At 66.9% G+C, this 16,413-nt stretch carries 20 protein-coding genes; 16 read left to right on the forward strand and 4 right to left on the reverse strand.

Annotation, left to right across the window (positions count from 1 at the left end; translation table 11 throughout):
* Positions 1-9 precede the first annotated feature (9 nt).
* From BM345_RS25865 to BM345_RS25875, 3 genes are read left to right on the forward strand one after another with little or no spacing between them, the layout of a single operon-like run.
* A complete protein-coding gene (locus tag BM345_RS25865; RefSeq protein WP_093385617.1) occupies positions 10-687 on the forward strand; it encodes an ABC-type transport auxiliary lipoprotein family protein in 678 nt (225 codons plus the stop codon).
* 13 nt (positions 688-700) lie between these two features.
* Entirely contained in the window at positions 701-1,165 is a 465-nt protein-coding gene (locus BM345_RS25870; protein ID WP_093385620.1) for a metallophosphoesterase family protein, read from the forward strand.
* A complete protein-coding gene (locus tag BM345_RS25875) occupies positions 1,162-1,794 on the forward strand; it encodes an HAD family hydrolase (protein ID WP_093385622.1) in 633 nt (210 codons plus the stop codon). The genes BM345_RS25870 and BM345_RS25875 overlap by 4 nt, the downstream gene beginning before the upstream one ends.
* Positions 1,795-1,800: 6 nt before the next feature.
* Here the strand turns inward: BM345_RS25875 and BM345_RS25880 are convergent, their stop codons facing one another.
* On the reverse strand, positions 1,801-2,550 hold the full coding sequence (locus BM345_RS25880) for an SDR family oxidoreductase (protein ID WP_093385625.1): 750 nt from the start codon (positions 2,548-2,550) through the stop codon (positions 1,801-1,803).
* 84 nt (positions 2,551-2,634) lie between these two features.
* On the opposite strand from BM345_RS25880, the gene BM345_RS25885 reads away from it, so the two are divergent.
* Both BM345_RS25885 and BM345_RS25890 read left to right on the forward strand, forming a co-directional pair.
* Complete coding sequence (locus BM345_RS25885; RefSeq protein ID WP_093385627.1) at positions 2,635-3,318, forward strand: dienelactone hydrolase family protein; 684 nt, start codon at positions 2,635-2,637, stop codon at positions 3,316-3,318.
* Positions 3,319-3,323: 5 nt separating this feature from the next.
* Positions 3,324-4,220, forward strand: a complete 897-nt coding sequence (locus tag BM345_RS25890; RefSeq protein ID WP_093385630.1) for an amidohydrolase family protein — start codon at positions 3,324-3,326, stop codon at positions 4,218-4,220.
* A gap of 22 nt (positions 4,221-4,242) precedes the next feature.
* Here BM345_RS25890 and BM345_RS25895 read toward each other — a convergent pair whose 3' ends face one another.
* Positions 4,243-5,163, reverse strand: a complete 921-nt coding sequence (locus BM345_RS25895; RefSeq protein ID WP_093385633.1) for a LysR family transcriptional regulator — start codon at positions 5,161-5,163, stop codon at positions 4,243-4,245.
* A gap of 260 nt (positions 5,164-5,423) precedes the next feature.
* Here BM345_RS25895 and BM345_RS25900 point away from each other — a divergent pair, with 260 nt between their 5' ends.
* Together BM345_RS25900 and BM345_RS25905 are read left to right on the forward strand one after the other, a co-directional pair.
* A complete protein-coding gene (locus tag BM345_RS25900; RefSeq protein WP_093385635.1) occupies positions 5,424-5,798 on the forward strand; it encodes a hypothetical protein in 375 nt (124 codons plus the stop codon).
* Between the two features lie 82 nt (positions 5,799-5,880).
* The gene (locus BM345_RS25905; protein ID WP_093385638.1) at positions 5,881-6,246 is read left to right on the forward strand and encodes a DUF4148 domain-containing protein; all 366 of its coding nucleotides are present in this window, start codon (positions 5,881-5,883) and stop codon (positions 6,244-6,246) included.
* A 76-nt stretch (positions 6,247-6,322) separates the two neighbouring features.
* Here BM345_RS25905 and BM345_RS25910 read toward each other — a convergent pair whose 3' ends face one another.
* Together BM345_RS25910 and hemB are read right to left on the reverse strand one after the other, a co-directional pair.
* Complete coding sequence (locus BM345_RS25910; RefSeq protein WP_093385641.1) at positions 6,323-7,480, reverse strand: magnesium transporter CorA family protein; 1,158 nt, start codon at positions 7,478-7,480, stop codon at positions 6,323-6,325.
* A 9-nt stretch (positions 7,481-7,489) separates the two neighbouring features.
* Positions 7,490-8,509 (reverse strand): porphobilinogen synthase, encoded by a 1,020-nt coding sequence (gene hemB, locus BM345_RS25915; protein WP_093385644.1) that lies wholly within the window; start codon positions 8,507-8,509, stop codon positions 7,490-7,492.
* A 331-nt stretch (positions 8,510-8,840) separates the two neighbouring features.
* On the opposite strand from hemB, the gene BM345_RS25920 reads away from it, so the two are divergent.
* The 9 genes from BM345_RS25920 to BM345_RS25960 all read left to right on the forward strand — a co-directional run.
* On the forward strand, positions 8,841-9,272 hold the full coding sequence (locus BM345_RS25920) for a CopD family protein (RefSeq protein WP_093385646.1): 432 nt from the start codon (positions 8,841-8,843) through the stop codon (positions 9,270-9,272).
* On the forward strand, positions 9,272-10,387 hold the full coding sequence (locus BM345_RS25925) for a VanZ family protein (RefSeq protein ID WP_093385649.1): 1,116 nt from the start codon (positions 9,272-9,274) through the stop codon (positions 10,385-10,387). Before BM345_RS25920 ends, BM345_RS25925 begins: the two co-directional genes overlap by 1 nt.
* Positions 10,388-10,397: 10 nt before the next feature.
* On the forward strand, positions 10,398-10,739 hold the full coding sequence (locus BM345_RS25930; RefSeq protein WP_093385651.1) for a (2Fe-2S) ferredoxin domain-containing protein: 342 nt from the start codon (positions 10,398-10,400) through the stop codon (positions 10,737-10,739).
* A 19-nt stretch (positions 10,740-10,758) separates the two neighbouring features.
* Entirely contained in the window at positions 10,759-11,406 is a 648-nt protein-coding gene (locus BM345_RS25935; RefSeq protein WP_093385654.1) for an alpha/beta hydrolase, read from the forward strand.
* A 22-nt stretch (positions 11,407-11,428) separates the two neighbouring features.
* The gene (locus tag BM345_RS25940; protein WP_093385656.1) at positions 11,429-12,601 is read left to right on the forward strand and encodes a D-alanyl-D-alanine carboxypeptidase family protein; all 1,173 of its coding nucleotides are present in this window, start codon (positions 11,429-11,431) and stop codon (positions 12,599-12,601) included.
* Between the two features lie 302 nt (positions 12,602-12,903).
* Positions 12,904-13,281 (forward strand): 30S ribosomal protein S12, encoded by a 378-nt coding sequence (rpsL, locus tag BM345_RS25945; protein WP_027101803.1) that lies wholly within the window; start codon positions 12,904-12,906, stop codon positions 13,279-13,281.
* 144 nt (positions 13,282-13,425) lie between these two features.
* Positions 13,426-13,899: a 30S ribosomal protein S7 gene (gene rpsG / locus BM345_RS25950; RefSeq protein ID WP_093385659.1), complete on the forward strand. Its 474-nt coding sequence runs from the start codon at positions 13,426-13,428 to the stop codon at positions 13,897-13,899.
* Between the two features lie 97 nt (positions 13,900-13,996).
* Positions 13,997-16,096: an elongation factor G gene (gene fusA / locus BM345_RS25955; RefSeq protein WP_093385661.1), complete on the forward strand. Its 2,100-nt coding sequence runs from the start codon at positions 13,997-13,999 to the stop codon at positions 16,094-16,096.
* A 153-nt stretch (positions 16,097-16,249) separates the two neighbouring features.
* The coding region (locus BM345_RS25960; RefSeq protein WP_254789784.1) for a GTP-binding protein at positions 16,250-16,413 on the forward strand (164 nt) is incomplete at its 3' end.

The following is a 16,413-nucleotide window of genomic DNA, read 5'->3' on the forward strand; positions in this document are numbered from 1 at the left end:
AAGCCCGCCATGACCCTGAACAAGTTCACTTCCTTCGGTGGCCTGGCATGCGCCGGCATCGTCGTGGCCAGCGTGCTCGTCGGCTGCGGCGCGCTGCCGGACAAGCCGGCGCGCGCCACGCTGTACGACTTCGGCGCCGGCCCGCTGCCGCGCAGCACGGCCGCGGCCACCGCCTCGCCCACGCGCAAGCCGCCCATGCTGCTGTCGCACATCGAGGCGCATGCGCGGCTGGACGGCGCGCAGATCCTCTACCGCTTCGGCTATTCCGACAGCAACGAGCTGCGCCCCTACTCGCAGGCGCGTTGGAGCGTGCCCGCGACGCAGCTGCTGGAACAGCGGCTGCGCGATGCGCTGTCGCAGCGCCGCGTGGTGCTGGGCACCGAAGAGGGCACCAACATCGCCCGGGTGGAGGGCAAGGTGCCCAACAGCCTGCGCCTGACCCTGGAAGAGTTCTCGCAGTACTTCGACACGCCGACCAGCAGCTACGGCCTGGTGCGCGTGCGTGCCACGCTGATGAACACCACCGGCGCCGGCGACCGGGTGCTGGGCCAGCGCACCTTCAGCGCACAGGAGCCCGCGCTCAGCGCCGATGCACCGGGTGGCGTGCGCGCCCTGGCCGCGGCCAGCGATGCCGTGGTGGCGCAGGTGGTGCTGTGGGCCGACGAGCTGCAGCAGCCGGCCCAGTGAGCGCGAGCTGGCCATGAGCACGCGCATCGGACTCATCTCGGACACGCACGGCCTGCTGCGGCCGGAGGCGCTGGCGTACCTGCAGGGCAGCGACTTCATCGTGCATGGGGGCGACATCGGCTCGCCGCAGATCCTGGAGGAACTTGGCAGGATCGCGCCGGTGACGGCGGTGCGCGGCAACAACGACCGCGAGGGCTGGGCCCTGCAGGTGCCCGAGACGGAGTTCCTGCAGGTGGGCGAGCTGTTCATCTACGCGCTGCACGACCTGGCGCTGCTGGACATCGACCCGGCCGCCGCCGGCGTGCGCGTGGTGGTCACCGGGCACTCGCACAAGCCGCTGGTGCAGGAGCGCGAGGGCGTGATCTACGTGAACCCCGGCAGTGCAGGGCCGCGCCGCTTCACGCTGCCGATCTCGGCGGGCGAGCTGATCGTGGACGGCCCGCGCATCGAGGCGCACATCGCGCAGCTGGTGCAATGAGCGCCGGATTCGATCCCAGCCGGGTGAAGGCCCTGCTGTTCGACCTGGGCGGCGTGGTGTTCGAGTTCGACTTCGCGCATGCGCTGGAATACTGGGCGCCGATGTCCTCGCTGCCGGCCGACGAGTTGCGCGCCGCCTTCTCGCACGACGAGGACTACCAGCGCCACGAGCGCGGCGAACTGACGGGCAGCGAGTACTTCGACACCCTGCGCCGCAAGCTGCGGCTTGACGCCACCGACGCGCAGATCGAGGCCGGCTGGAACGCCATCTTCCGCGACGAGATCGGCCCCACGCTGGATGCGATCGAGGCCGCGCGCCGCTTCATGCCGTGCTATGCCTTCAGCAACACCAACCGCAGCCACCATGCGGCCTGGCGCGCGGCCTATCCGCGCATCGAGCCGGCCTTCGACCAGGTGTTCGCTTCCTCGGACATCGGCTTGCGCAAGCCCGAGCGTGCCGCCTTCGAGCACGTGTGCCGCGAGATCGGGCTGCCGCCGCAGTCGCTGCTCTTCTTCGACGACCTGGCGGAGAACGTGGCCGGCGCGCGCGCCTGCGGCCTGCAGGCGGTGCAGGTGCGCTCGCCGCAGGATGTGCGCAGCGCGCTGCTCGCGCTGGGCTGCCTGCGCTGAGCCGCCTCAGCGGCCGCCGCTGACGTCGAGGGTCGCGCCGGTCACGTAGCTGGCTTCGGGCGAGAGCAGCCACACGATGGCGTTGGCCACTTCCTCGGCCGTGCCGGTTCGTTTCATCGGCACCGTATGGGCCAGCTGGAAGGCCCGCTCTGGCATGCCGCCCGAGGCATGGATCTCGGTGTCGATCAGGCCCGGCCGCACGCCGTTGACGCGGATGCCTTCCTCGGCCACTTCCTTGGCCAGGCCCATGGTGAGGGTGTCGATGGCACCCTTGCTGGCCGCGTAGTCGATGTACTGGTCGGGCGAGCCCAGCCGCGCCGCTGCGCTCGACAGGTTGACGATGACGCCACCCGAGCCGCCATGTCGCGTGCTCATGCGCTTGACGGCCTCCCGGGCGCAGACGAAGGCGCCCACCACGTTGATGCGCATCATGCGTTCCAGCCGCTGCACGCTCATCTCGTCCACTCGCGCCTTCACGTCGACGATGCCGGCGTTGTTGACCAGGGCCGAGATGCGACCGAGCTTCGCATCGACCTGCGCATACATGGCCAGCACCTGCGCCTCGTCGCCCACGTCGGCCTGCACCGCGATCGCCCTGCCGCCCTCGGCCTCGATGCGCTGCACCAGCGCGTTCGCCGTGTCGGCCTGCCGGGCGTAGTTGATCGCCACCGCGAAGCCGCGACCGGCGAGCAGCAATGCCGTGGCCGCACCGATGCCGCGGCTGCCGCCGGTGATCAGGACGATGGGTGGGTTCATTCAGATTTCTCCTGCAGGATTCACATAGCTCGGTTACAACCGCAGGCCGATTACAGCAGCCTCAGACAACCAGGAGTGTCGAACATGGGTCAATTCATCGATCTGACAGCCAAGGATGGCTTCGTCTTCCCCGCCTACGTCGCCGAGCCGGCGGGCAAGCCCAAGGGCGCCGTGGTGGTGGTGCAGGAAATCTTCGGCGTGAACTCGCACATCCGCTCGGTGGCCGACGGCTACGCGGCGGACGGCTACCTGGCGGTGGCGCCCGCGACCTTCCAGCGCGTCAAGCCCGGCGTGGAGATGGGTTACACCGAGGAAGACATGAAGGCCGGCTTCGCGCTGAAGATGGCCGTCGAAGGCCTGCCGGCGCCCGGCGTCATGCAGGACCTGCAGGCCGCCGTGGACTACGCCGCCAAGGCCGGCAAGGTGGGCATCGTCGGCTACTGCTGGGGCGGCCTGCTGACCTGGCGCGCTGCCGCAGAACTCAGCGGCCTGTCGGCCGCCGTGCCCTACTACGGCGGTGGCATGACCACGCCGGAAGAGGCGGCGCGCAAGCCCAAGGTGCCGGTGCTGGCGCACTTCGGCAACAAGGACCACTGGATCCCGCTCGAATCGGTGCAGGCCTTCGAGAAGGCGCACCCCGAAGTGGTGGTGCACGTGTACGCGGCCGATCACGGCTTCAACTGCGACCAGCGCGGCTCCTACTCGGCCGAGCCGGCACAGGTGGCGCGCGAGCGCACGCTGGCCTTCTTCCAGAAGCACGTGGGCTGAGGCCGATGCGCAGGGCGCTCGCGGCGCTGCTGCTCGGCTGGGGCCTTGTGCAGGGCGGACACGCCCTGGCGGCGGACTACGCCGGCCCCATCTTCGACGCGCACCTGCACTACAACGAGGAGGCCTGGAACGGCCGCGCCGGCCCCTATCCGCCCACCGAGGCGGTGGCGCGCATGCAGCGCAACGGGGTGCGGGCCATCGTCGCCAACTCGCGGCCCAACACCGGCACCCACACGCTGGCCGGCGCGAAGGAGGGTGCAGACGCCGGGATCACGGTGGTGCCCTTCGTGCGGGTCTACCGCAACCGCGCCGACTACACGAACTGGTTCCGCGACGAGAGCATCTACGAGATGGTGCAGGACGAGCTGGCACGCGGCAGCGCGGCCGGGCCGTTCCGCGGCATCGGTGAATTCCACTTGTACGAAAGCGCCAATGCCAAGGGTCCGGTGGCGCGCAAGTTCGTCGAACTGGCCGAGCGCAGCAAGCTGGCGCTGCTGGCGCATGTGGACGACGAAGCGATCGAGCTGCTGATGGCGGCCTCGCCAACGGGCGGCCAGAAGCTGCGCCTGATCTGGGCCCACACCGGCATCGGCGGTGCGCCGGTGGCGCGGGTGCGCGAGCTCTTCGAGCGCTATCCGCTGCTGGTGGGCGAGCTGTCCTACCGCCCCGGCCTGGCCTGCGCGGGCGGGCAGCTGTGCCCGGAGTGGCGCGAGCTGATCGAGCGCTTCCCGACCCGCTTCATGGTGGGCTCGGACACCTGGGTCAATGAACGCTGGGGCAGCTATGACGAGATCATGCGCAACTACCGCGTGTGGCTGGGCGGCCTGCCACCCGAGCTGGCGCGGCGCGTCGCCTGGGGCAACGCGGCCGATCTCTTCGGTGTGAAGCCGCCGTCGCCGTAGCGGCTGCGCGGCTCGTGCGGCCTCAGGCGGGGGTCTTGCGTGCTGCCAGCGCCTTCGCGCGCTTGCCGATGTTGCTTTCCAGGAAGTCCAGCAGCGCCCGCAGTGCGGCGCTGTTGTGGCGGCGTTGCAGGTACGCGGCGTAGAGCCACATGTCCTTGCGCACATAGTCCTGCAGCACCGGCTGCAGCTCGCCGTGGTCGATGTGCGGCTGCACCAGCAGCCCGGGGAGGTAGACCACGCCGAAGCCCTGCAGCGCCACGTGCACCAGCGGCCCGCCCTCGGTGGCGTCCATGCGGCTCTTGAGCGGCACGTCCACTGGTTCGCCGTTCTCCTCGAAGCGCCATTGAGGGTTCGGCCCCAGGCTGGAACTGGTCAGGGCGACATGGTCCGCCAGGTCTGCCGGCCGCTTGGGAATGCCGTGCTTGCGCCAGTAGAGCGGCGAGGCACAGGCGACCAGGTTCACCTGCACCAGCCGGCGCACGATGAGGTTCTGGTCCTCGATGGGGCCCAGCCGAAGGGCGACGTCGATGCCTTCGTCCACCATGTCCACGAAGCGGCTGCTCAGGTGCAGGCTGATGCTCACTTCCGGGTAGTGGCGCATGAACTGGGCGAGCAGGTTCGGCAGGTCGCCCTGGCCCATGCCGTGCGGCGCGGAGATCTTCAGGCGGCCGGCCGGCTGGCTGGCCCGTTCCTGCAGTTCCGTCTGCGTCAGCTCCACCATCTCCAGCACCGGGGTGCTGCGCTCCAGCAGGAGGGCGCCGGCGTCCGTCAGGCTCACCGAGCGGGTGGAGCGGTTGAGCAGGCGGACGCCGAAGCGTTCCTCCAGCTCTGCGATGTACTTGCTGATGGTGGCCTTCGACATGCCGAGGCGGGTGGCCGCCTTGGAGAAATTGCCCTGCTGGGCGACTTCCCGGAAGGCCCGGATGAGTTCGAGACTGTCCATGGATATGTGAATGATTGTTTCAGTATTCGGTCGAATCCTGGATCACTGAGTCTTGGAACGCGCGATTGTTTCGAATCCGTGAACACGGTGATTCGAATTCTGCGGGTTTTTACTTAGATTTTTCGATCAAACTTCGCTGCACAGGCAAGCAATTCAGCAAGCCTGGGTGAACAAGGCCCGAGCGAGGAGCCGTTGCGAATCGAAGGACGGCATCACCCACCAGACCCGTTCGAATTTGTTGAACATCCAAAGGAACTGATATGAACACCGCCACCAAGATCATCTCCGCCGCCGCCGTTGCCCTCATGGCCGTCGCCGGTGCCGCCCACGCCGAGGAATACAACGGCGTGCTGACCGTCAACAGCCAGCGCAGCCGCACCGAAGTGCAAGCCGACGCCACCGCCGCCGCAAAGGCCGGCGTGAACCTGTACGGCGATGCCGCCCAGGCTGGCGTGACCCAGGTGGCCGGCAACGTGGACCGCAATGCGATCCGCGCCCAGGCCGTGGCCGCCTCGCACGACCCGACGTGGAACCTGGACCGCAAGGCTTTCGTGAACAGCACGATCCCCTCGCAGTACACCAACGGTTCGCTGGCCGTGCGCCGCCAGGCCACGCAAAACCAGGCAGCCCTGTAATCCCGGCCCCTTCGGGGGCTTTTGCCCCCTCAAGGGCTTTTCATCCAACCGGTCACATAACTCGACTTCCAAGGACCCAGACATGAAGACTTCGCATCTTTTCGCCGCCGCCGCGCTGGCTTTCGTTGCCGCCACCGGCGCCCAGGCAGAAACCTACGATGGTGTTCAGGCGCCGGTATCGGCCATGAAGCGTGCCGACGTGGAGGCCCAGGCCATCAACGCCGCCAACGCCAAGGACCAGAACGTGGTCCGTGGCTCGCGTGGCGCCGAGACGGTGGCCGTGTCGCGTGACCGCGCTGGCGTGGAAGCCGAGGCGATCCGCGCCGCTGCTGCGCCGGACCAGAACGTGAGCTCCGGCTCGCGGGTGAACAGCAAGGTCATCTCGACCATGCAGAACCCGGTGGATGCGCGCGCCGAAGCTGCCAAGAGCAACGCAAGCAAGCTGTAATCCAGCCGCGTCACAGAGAGTTTCGAGAGCCAGGACAGCCGGTCGGTGCGCAAGCGCCGACCGGCTTTCTTTTTTTCTACTGCGTCGTGCGCGCCAGGTAGCGCTTGCGCCAGAAGACCAGCGTCAGCACCAGCGCGACGGCCAGCATGGCCGCCATCGCGATCCAGAACCCGTCCGCCTTGTGCAGCAGCGGGATGGTGTCGAAGTTCATCCCGAAGATGCCGGCGATGAGGTTCAGCGGCAGGAACACCGCGGTCAGCACCGTCAGCACCCGCATGATGTCGTTGGTGCGGTGGCTCTGGATGCTGAAATGCATCTGCACCGCGGTCTCCGCGTCCTGCTCGAGGCGGCGCACGTGGTGCACCACGCGCTCGATGTGCTCCAGCACGTCGCGGCTTCGCACCAGCACCAGTTCGCGCTCTCGCGCATCCTCGTGCTTCTGCTGCGCCGGCAGCGTCTCGATCTCGTCGATCCAGTCCTGCACGGCGTCGCGCTGGTCCTCGCAGATCTCCAGCAGGTGGCGCAGCGACTGGCGGGCCTTCATCAGGGCGCCCCAGTTGTTGAAGCGGCTCTTGGCGTCGGTGAGCTCGGTCTGCCAGTGGTCGAGCTGCCTGGACAGCTCCTTGCGCAGGTCCAGGTAGCCATCCACGATGTGGTTGACCACCCGCAGCATCAGGTCGGCCGGGCTGGTGGGCAGCCGCGCGGAGGTGGCGCGCTCGTCCAGGGCGGGCGCGGCGGAGCCCGCCGCCACCGCCATCAGCTTCTTGGCGAAGGTGTCGCGCACCTGGTTGTCCTGCGGATGCACCGAGAGCAGCACCCGGTCGAACACCGCGAAGCCGACCGGCCGCGTGTCGATGCGCCGAAGCGCAGGCGGGCCGCCACGCGGCGCCGGGTCCGGGACCACGATGTCCTGCGCCGGCGGGGCCGCAGGCACCGCCGCGTCGACGGCGGCCTGCACGGCGGCCAGGCGCCGGATCACCAGCAGGTCGTACTCGGAGGTGTAGTCGTAGTGCGAGGGCAGCTGCTCGTTGAGCAGGTCGCTCACGTGCAGGTCCACCAGCTGGGCGTCGCACAACGACTGCAGGATGGCCTGCACCTGCGGCAGCGTCGCCTGCAGCTCGTCGCGCGTGAGCGAGACCCAGAGAAAGGCGTTCTGGCAGGCGCCCGGCAGTGCCAGCGGGGCGAGTGCCTGGTGTTCCGTGACCTGGGTGGCGCTGATCTCGAAGATGCGCATGGCCTTTGATCAGGCCTGCTGCCTGAGCTTGCGCGCCGCGTCCAGCGCGAAGTAGGTCAGGATGCCGTCGGCGCCGGCGCGCTTGAAGGCCAGCAGGCTTTCCAGCATCACGGCGTCGTGGTCCAGCCAGCCGTTCTGCGCCGCCGCCTTGAGCATCGCGTATTCGCCGCTCACCTGGTAGGCGAAGGTCGGAATGCGGAACTCGTCCTTCACGCGGCGCAGCACGTCCAGGTACGGCATGCCGGGCTTGACCATCACCATGTCGGCGCCCTCGGCGATGTCCATGGCCACCTCGCGCAGCGCCTCGTCGGTGTTGCCCGGGTCCATCTGGTAGACCTTCTTGTTGCTCTTGCCCAGGTTGGCGGCCGAGCCGACGGCATCGCGGAAGGGGCCGTAGAAGGCGCTGGCGTACTTGGCGCTGTAGGCCATGATCCGGGTGTGGATGTTGCCGGCCGCTTCCAGCGCCTGGCGGATGGCGCCGATGCGCCCGTCCATCATGTCGCTGGGTGCCACGATGTCGACGCCGGCCTGCGCCTGGGCCAGGGCCTGGCGGGTGAGCACCTCGACGGTGGGGTCGTTCAGGATGTAGCCGCTGTCGTCCAGCAGGCCGTCCTGGCCATGGCTGGTGTAGGGGTCCAGTGCCACGTCGGTCATCACGCCCAGTTCGGGAAAGCGCGACTTCAGGGCGGACACCACGCGCGGGATCAGGCCGTCGGGGTTGAAGGCCTCGTCGCCGGCGGGCGTCTTCAGTTTCGTGTCGATCACCGGGAACAGCGCCATCACCGGGATGCCCAGCTTCACGCAATCTTCCGCCACAGGCAGCAGCAGATCCAGGCTGAGCCGCTCCACCCCGGGCATGGAGGGCACCGCGTCCCGGCGCTGGTTGCCTTCCTGGACGAATACCGGGTAGATCAGGTCATGGGCGGTGAGTGCATGCTCGCGCACCAGGTTGCGGGTGAATTCGTCGCGGCGCAGCCGGCGCGGGCGGCCGGCGGGGAAGGGGGCGAAGGCGGGAGTGAAGCGGGTCATCCGAAAATTGTGCCTGAAGCGTTCAGGCTGTTGTATTTTCGGAACGATCGTTCGTACGAATTAACCCTTGGACCTGAGTGCGAAAGTACTCGGATGTTCACAGATGTTGTTCAAGGCCATCGGTGACCTTGCTTGATAGATCATTAATGATTTGTTAAATTTCCAAGTGGGCGGCTTGCCGCTCCCCGCTTTTCCTCCCTGAGCGGGTGCCTTGATGTGTGACAGCAAAAGGGCTTCCCGCCCGGCGTTCATTCGCCGGGCTTTTTTTTGCCCGGAAACAAGGCAGCCCAGCAGGGCGCTCGCCTAAGGGTGGCCCACTAAACTTGGCCCGATGCTCTGGGTCAAATCGCTGCACATCGTCTTCATCGCCAGCTGGTTCGCGGGCCTTTTCTACCTGCCCCGCATCCTGGTGAACCTGGCCATGGTGCCGCCGGGCTCCGAGGCCGAACGCGCCCGGCTGCTGCTGATGGGGCGCAAGCTCTACCGCTTCACGACGATGCTGGCCGTTCCGGCCCTCGGATTCGGCCTGTGGCTCTGGCTGGGCTACGGCATCGGCCGCCTGGGTTCGGGCAACGGCTGGATGCACGCCAAGCTGGGCCTGGTGCTGGTGGTGATCGGCTATCACCACGCCTGTGGCGCGCTGCTGCGCCGCTTCGAAGCCAACACCAACCGGCGCAGCCACCGCTGGTACCGCTGGTTCAACGAGCTGCCGGTGCTGCTGCTGCTGGCCATCGTCGTCCTGGTGGTGGTCAAGCCCTTCTGATGGCGCAGTCCGGCCACAAGTCCGCCGCGCTGCCGCTGGCGCTGGCCTACGTGGCGCTGATCGTCTACGCCAGCCTCTATCCCTTTGCCGACTGGCGCGACCAGGGCATCGTCCCCTGGGCCTTCGTGACGGCGCCCTGGCCGCGCTACTGGACCGGCTTCGATTTCGGCATCAACGCGGCCGGCTATGTGCCGCTTGGTTTCCTGGGCGCCATCTCGGTGCTGCGGCACCGGCCGGACACCCCCGTGGCCGTGGCCGTCGTGCGGGCCACCATTGCCGCGGCGGCGCTGTCCTTCCTGATGGAGACGCTGCAAAGCTACCTGCCGGCGCGCATCCCGTCCAACGTGGACTGGGCGCTCAACAGCGCGGGCGCCCTGGGCGGTGCGGTGCTGGCGGGGCTGCTTGAGCGGCTGGGGGCGGTGGCGCACTGGGACGGCACCCGCAGCAGCTGGTTCGTGGCCGAGGCGCGCGGCGGCCTGGTGCTGCTGGCGCTGTGGCCGGCGGCGCTGCTCTTTCCGGCTGCCGTGAGCTTCGGCCTCGGGCAGGTTTTCGAGCGGATGGAGGACGGCATCGCCGACTGGCTGGCCGACACGCCCTTCATCGACTGGCTGCCGGTGCGGCAGTTCGAACTGGAGCCGCTGGTGCCGGGCGCCGAACTGCTGTGCGTGCTGCTGGGCGCGCTGGTGCCCTGCCTGCTGGCCTTCGTCGTGGCCCGCTCGGTGCGCCGGCGTGCCGTGCTGCTGCCCCTCGTCTTGGGCGCGGGGATTGCGGCCAGCGCCCTGTCGGCCCTGCTCAGTTGGGGCCCGCAGCACGCTTGGGCCTGGCTGGACCTGCCAGTTCAGATCGGCGTGGTGGCCGCGGCGGTGATCGGCGCCGCGCTGCTGCCCGCATCGCGGCGCCTGTGTGCGGCGCTGGCGCTCATTGCCGTCATCGTGCAACTGGGCCTCATCAACGGGGCGCCGGAGAGCGCCTACTTCGCCCAGACCCTGGCCACCTGGGAGCAGGGGCGCTTCATCCGCTTCAACGGCCTGGTTCAATGGCTGGGCTGGATGTGGCCCTTCGCGACCATCGGCTACCTCGTGCTGGTCCTGTCGCGCGACATCCGGCACTCCTAGAATTCCCCGGATGACCCAAGCCGCCCAGGGCTACTACGCCCGCCACATCTTCTTCTGCCTCAACGAACGAAAGAACGGCGAGCAGTCCTGCGCGCAGTACAAGGCCCAGGAGGGCTTCGACCACTGCAAGTCGCGCGTCAAGAAGGAAGGGCTGGCGGGGCCCGGCCAGGTGCGGGTGAACAAGGCCGGCTGCCTGGACCGCTGCGCCGGCGGCCCGGTGGCGGTGGTGTATCCCGAAGGCACCTGGTACAGCTACGTGGACCAGGCCGACATCGACGAGATCGTCGACTCGCACCTGAAGAAGGGCGAGGTGGTGGAGCGCCTGCTGCTGGCGCCAGACGTGGGCCGTTGAGCGCGGGGCTGGCCAAACCATGAACTCCCGTACCGAGAAGCTTGTCTTCCAGGGCGCCGCTGGCGCCATCGAGGCGCAGCGCGACGCCTCCGCCGAGGGCATCGAGCCCCAGGGCATCGCGGTCATCGCCCATCCGCATCCCCTCTTCGGCGGCACCATGGACAACAAGGTGGTGCAGACGCTGGCGCGTGCCTTCGTCGCCAATGGCTGGACCGCCGTGCGCTTCAACTTCCGCGGCGTGGGCGGCAGCGCCGGCGTGCACGACGAAGGGCGCGGCGAATGCGAGGACATGCTGGCCCTCATCGAGCAGGCGGCGCCGCAGGGGCCGCTGGCCATCGCGGGCTTCTCCTTCGGCGCCTTCGTGGCGGCCAGCGCGATCGCCACGCTGTGGCCGGCGCGCGAGCCGAGGCAGATCGTGCTGGTGGGAACGGCCGCGGCCCGCTTCACCGTTCCCGCGATACCGCCGGAGGCGCACGACCGCACCCTGGTGGTCCACGGTGAGCATGACGACACCGTTGCGCTCGCTGCCGCCATGGATTGGGCACGTCCCCAGATACTTCCCGTCACAGTCGTCCCCGGGGGCGGCCATTTCTTTCACGGACAATTGCCGCTCCTGAAAAACCTCGTCAGCCGCCATCTGCGCGCCGGCGAGCGTCCCGCTTCCTGAAGATCCCCCCGCTCCCGTCTCCATGACCCGTTTCTCGAAAGCGCTTCGTGCGCTGGTGCTGGCCGCTGTCGCTCCTTTCTACCTTGCGGCGGCGCAGGCACAGGCCCCCGTGCCACCCGAAATCGCGGCCCGCAGCTATCTGCTGCTCGATGTCACGGCCAACCAGACGCTGGCGCAGAAGGACGTCGACCTGCCGGTCGAGCCGGCTTCGCTGACCAAGCTGATGGCGGCCTACATCGTGTTCGACGCGATCAAGGCCCGGAAGATCACCCTGAGCCAGACCCTGCCGGTGAGCGAGCGCGCCTCGAAGATGCCGGGCTCGCGCATGTTCATCGAGCCGAAGATGCAGGTACCGGTCGAGGATCTCATCAAGGGCATGGTCGTTCAGTCGGGCAACGACGCCACCCTGGCGCTGGCCGAAGGCGTGGCCGGCAGCGAGGAGCGCTTCGTCCAGATGATGAACGACCAGGCCAAGGCCCTGGGCATGAGGAACACGACCTACAAGAACGCAGGCGGGCTGTCGGCCCCCGGTCACACCACCACCGCGCGCGACCTGGGCATCCTGGCCACGCGGCTGATCCGCGACTTCCCGGAAGAGTTGCACTTCTATGCGATCAAGAAGTACCGCTACCCGGGCACGCCGTCGACCAACGACACCAACCGCAACGCGCTGTTGTTCCGCGACCCGACCGTGGACGGCCTGATGACCGGGCACACCGACGCGGGCGGCTACGGCATGGTCGCCACCGCCAGGCGCGACTTCCCGAATCTGAAGGGCGGGCGCCGGTTGCTGTCTGTCGTGCTGGGCACCAACGGCGAGACCGCCCGCGCCAACGAGACCCAGAAGCTCCTGAACTGGGGCTATACCGCCTATGACGCCGTGCGTCTGTTCGACGCCGGCCAGCCGGTGGCCACGCCGCGCGTCTGGAAGGGCACGACCAACGAGTTGAAGCTCGGCCGCGTCGAGCCGATCGTGGTGGCGGTGCCCAGCGGCACGGCCAGCAAGGTCGCCACCCAGGTCGCGCGTCCGGATCCGCTAGTGGCGCCGTTCACCAGGAACCAGGGCGTCGGCTCGCTGAAGGTGCTGCTCGGCGACCAGGTGGTCACCGAACTGCCGCTGGTGGCACTGGCGCCGGTGGAGCAGGCGGGGGTGCTGGGCCGCACCTGGGATTCGGTTCGTCTCTGGATCAAGTAATAGAGCCTCCCGGCTTCTCACTTCGCTTCGCTGCGTGTAGTTCGCCACCTCCCGAGGAGGGGACCCCACCTGCGGCCTGGCAAAGCCAGTTCCGCGGTGCGGGGCTGGCTTTGACCCGGGCGCATTGGCGCTTGAGCGCAGACTTAGGGTTTCCATTGCCCTGAAACACGCCGGTCGCTATAATCGAGGGCTTTTCGGAATTTTCCGAAGGGTTTCACGTTCTTGTCGTCTGCCAGCCTTCCCAGGCAACTGGGGTCACGAAGGCTGGGTCAACCGGGCGACTTTTTGGGATTATTTTTTACATGCCTACCATCAATCAACTGGTGCGTCAGGGCCGCGAAGTCGAAAAGACGAATTCGAAGAGCCCTGCCATGCAGAACTCGCCGCAGCGTCGCGGTGTCTGCACCCGGGTCTACACCACGACCCCCAAGAAGCCGAATTCCGCTCTGCGCAAGGTTGCCAAGGTGCGCCTGACCAACGGTTTCGAAGTCATCTCCTACATCGGCGGCGAAGGCCACAACCTGCAGGAACACAGCGTCGTGCTGGTTCGCGGCGGTCGTGTCAAGGACTTGCCCGGTGTGCGCTACCACATCGTCCGCGGTTCGCTGGACCTGCAAGGCGTGAAGGATCGCAAGCAGTCGCGTTCCAAGTACGGCGCGAAGCGTCCGAAGAAGGCCTAAGGTCTTCGAGTCTGTTCAACGGTGTTCGCTCGCCTGGCCGGCGAATCGAACGAAGTGACCCAATGTCGGGTCGAGTAAGTGAGAGTCTCGCTTGGCTCTCGCGGTGTCGGAAACGATGCCAACTGAAGCAAAGAGGTTAAGAAAATGCCACGTCGTCGCGAAGTTCCCAAACGTGAAATCCTGCCGGACCCGAAGTTCGGCAATGTCGAGCTGTCCAAATTCATGAACGTGATCATGGAAGGCGGCAAGAAGGCTGTGGCCGAACGCATCATCTACGGTGCGCTCGAGTTCATCGAGTCGAAGAACCCGGGCAAGGATCCCGTGGAAGCCTTCACCATGGCCATCAACAACGTCAAGCCGATGGTGGAAGTGAAGTCCCGCCGCGTCGGTGGCGCGAACTACCAGGTGCCCGTCGAAGTGCGCCCGGTCCGTCGCCTGGCCCTGTCGATGCGCTGGATCAAGGAAGCCGCCCGCAAGCGTGGCGAGAAGTCGATGGCCCTGCGTCTGGCCAACGAACTGATGGAAGCCACGGAAGGCCGTGGCGGCGCGATGAAGAAGCGCGATGAAGTGCATCGCATGGCAGAGGCCAACAAGGCCTTCAGCCACTTCCGCTTCTAAGAAGCTGGCCCTTTTCTAGCGCCCTTTTCAAGTACTGGCTGGAAGCCCGACCCACCGTGTGGTGGGCGGGCTTTCATCCGTTAACGGAGTAATTTTCATGTCCCGCAAGACCCCCATCGAGCGCTACCGCAACATCGGTATCTCGGCGCACATCGACGCCGGCAAAACCACGACGACCGAGCGCATCCTGTTCTACACCGGCGTGAACCACAAGATCGGCGAAGTGCACGACGGTGCCGCCACGATGGACTGGATGGAGCAGGAACAAGAGCGCGGCATCACGATCACCTCGGCTGCCACCACCTGCTTCTGGAAGGGCATGGCGCAGAACTTCCCCGAGCACCGCATCAACATCATCGACACCCCCGGGCACGTGGACTTCACCATCGAAGTCGAGCGCTCGATGCGCGTGCTCGACGGCGCCGTCATGGTCTATGACGCCGTCGGCGGCGTGCAGCCCCAGTCGGAAACCGTCTGGCGCCAGGCCAACAAGTACAAGGTGCCGCGTCTGGCGTTCGTCAACAAGATGGACCGCACCGGCGCCAACTTCCTGCGCGTTCGCCAGATGATGATCGACCGCCTGAAGGCCAACCCGGTCGTGATCCAGATCCCGATCGGCGCCGAAGACAAGTTCCAGGGCATCGTCGACCTCGTGAAGATGAAGGCCATCATCTGGGACGAGGACAAGGGCGTGACCTTCACCTACGGTGAGATCCCGGCCGACCTGGTCGACGTCTGCAACGAATACCACGAGAAGCTCGTGGAAGCCGCTGCCGAAGCCAGCGAAGAGCTGATGAACAAGTACCTCGAAGGCGAGAAGCTGTCCGAGGAAGAGATCAAGGCGGCCATCCGCCAGCGCACCATCGCCGGCGAAATCCAGCCGATGCTGTGCGGCTCGGCCTTCAAGAACAAGGGCGTGCAGGCCATGCTCGACGCGGTCATCGAATACATGCCCGCGCCGACCGACATTCCCCCGGTGGCCGGCACCGACGAAGACGAAGCACCCGTGGTGCGCAAGGCCGACGACGGCGAGAAGTTCTCGGCCCTGGCCTTCAAGCTGATGACCGACCCGTTCGTGGGCCAGCTGACCTTCGTGCGCGTGTACTCGGGCGTGCTGTCCAAGGGTGACAGCGTCTACAACCCGGTGCGCGGCAAGAAGGAGCGCATCGGCCGTATCGTGCAGATGCACGCCAACAACCGCGAAGAAGTCAGCGAAATCCGCGCCGGCGACATCGCCGCGTGCGTGGGCCTGAAGGAAGTGACCACGGGCGAAACCCTGTGCGATCCGGATGCCATCGTCACGCTCGAGCGCATGGTGTTCCCCGAGTCGGTGATCTCGCAGGCCGTCGAGCCCAAGACCAAGGCCGACCAGGAAAAGATGGGCATCGCCCTGCAGCGTCTGGCGCAGGAAGACCCCTCGTTCCGCGTCAAGACCGACGAGGAATCGGGCCAGACCATCATTTCGGGCATGGGCGAACTGCACCTCGAAATCATCGTGGACCGCATGAAGCGCGAGTTCGGCGTGGAAGCCAACGTGGGCAAGCCGCAAGTGGCCTACCGCGAAACGATCCGCAAGACCGTCGAAGAAGCCGAAGGCAAGTTCGTTCGCCAGTCGGGCGGCAAGGGCCAGTACGGCCACGTGGTCCTGAAGATCGAACCCCAGGAAGCCGGCAAGGGCTTCGAGTTCGTCGACGCCATCAAGGGCGGTGTGGTTCCTCGCGAATACATCCCCGCGGTGGAAAAGGGCGTGGTCGAGGCGCTGACGCAAGGCGTGCTGGCCGGCTACCCGGTCGTGGACGTCAAGGTCACGCTGCACTTCGGTTCGTACCACGACGTGGACTCGAACGAAATGGCCTTCAAGATGGCTGCCATCTTCGGTTTCAAGGAAGGCGCCCGCAAGGCCAGCCCCGTGATCCTGGAGCCGATGATGGCCGTGGAAGTCGAGACGCCTGAAGACTACGCCGGCAACGTGATGGGCGACCTGTCGTCCCGCCGCGGCATGGTGCAGGGCATGGACGACATGGTCGGTGGCGGCAAGGCCATCAAGGCCGAAGTCCCGCTGTCGGAAATGTTCGGCTACTCGACCACCCTGCGCTCGATGTCGCAAGGCCGCGCCACCTACACGATGGAATTCAAGCAGTACGCGGAAGCCCCGCGCAACGTTGCCGAAGCCATCGTCGCCGCACGCGCCAAGTAAGCGTGTGCCCCAGGGACGAGGGCGGCCGCGCCGCTCTTGTTCCGACCCAGTTCTGTCTGCGATTTCGTGCCCTTCGTTGCCCGTGGCGAAGGAAGAAGCAACGGGATGCAGACGTAAAACCAACACACGGGCCTGCTCTTTCAAGGATTGAAAATGGCAAAAGGTAAGTTTGAGCGCACCAAGCCCCACGTGAACGTGGGCACGATCGGTCACGTCGACCATGGCAAGACCACGCTGACGGCGGCCATCGCCACGGTGCTGTCGGCCAAGTTCGGCGGCGAAGCCAAGGCCTACGACCAGATCGACGCGGCTCCCGA

Source organism: Variovorax sp. OV329 (genome assembly GCF_900114785.1).
Taxonomy (GTDB): domain Bacteria; phylum Pseudomonadota; class Gammaproteobacteria; order Burkholderiales; family Burkholderiaceae_C; genus Variovorax.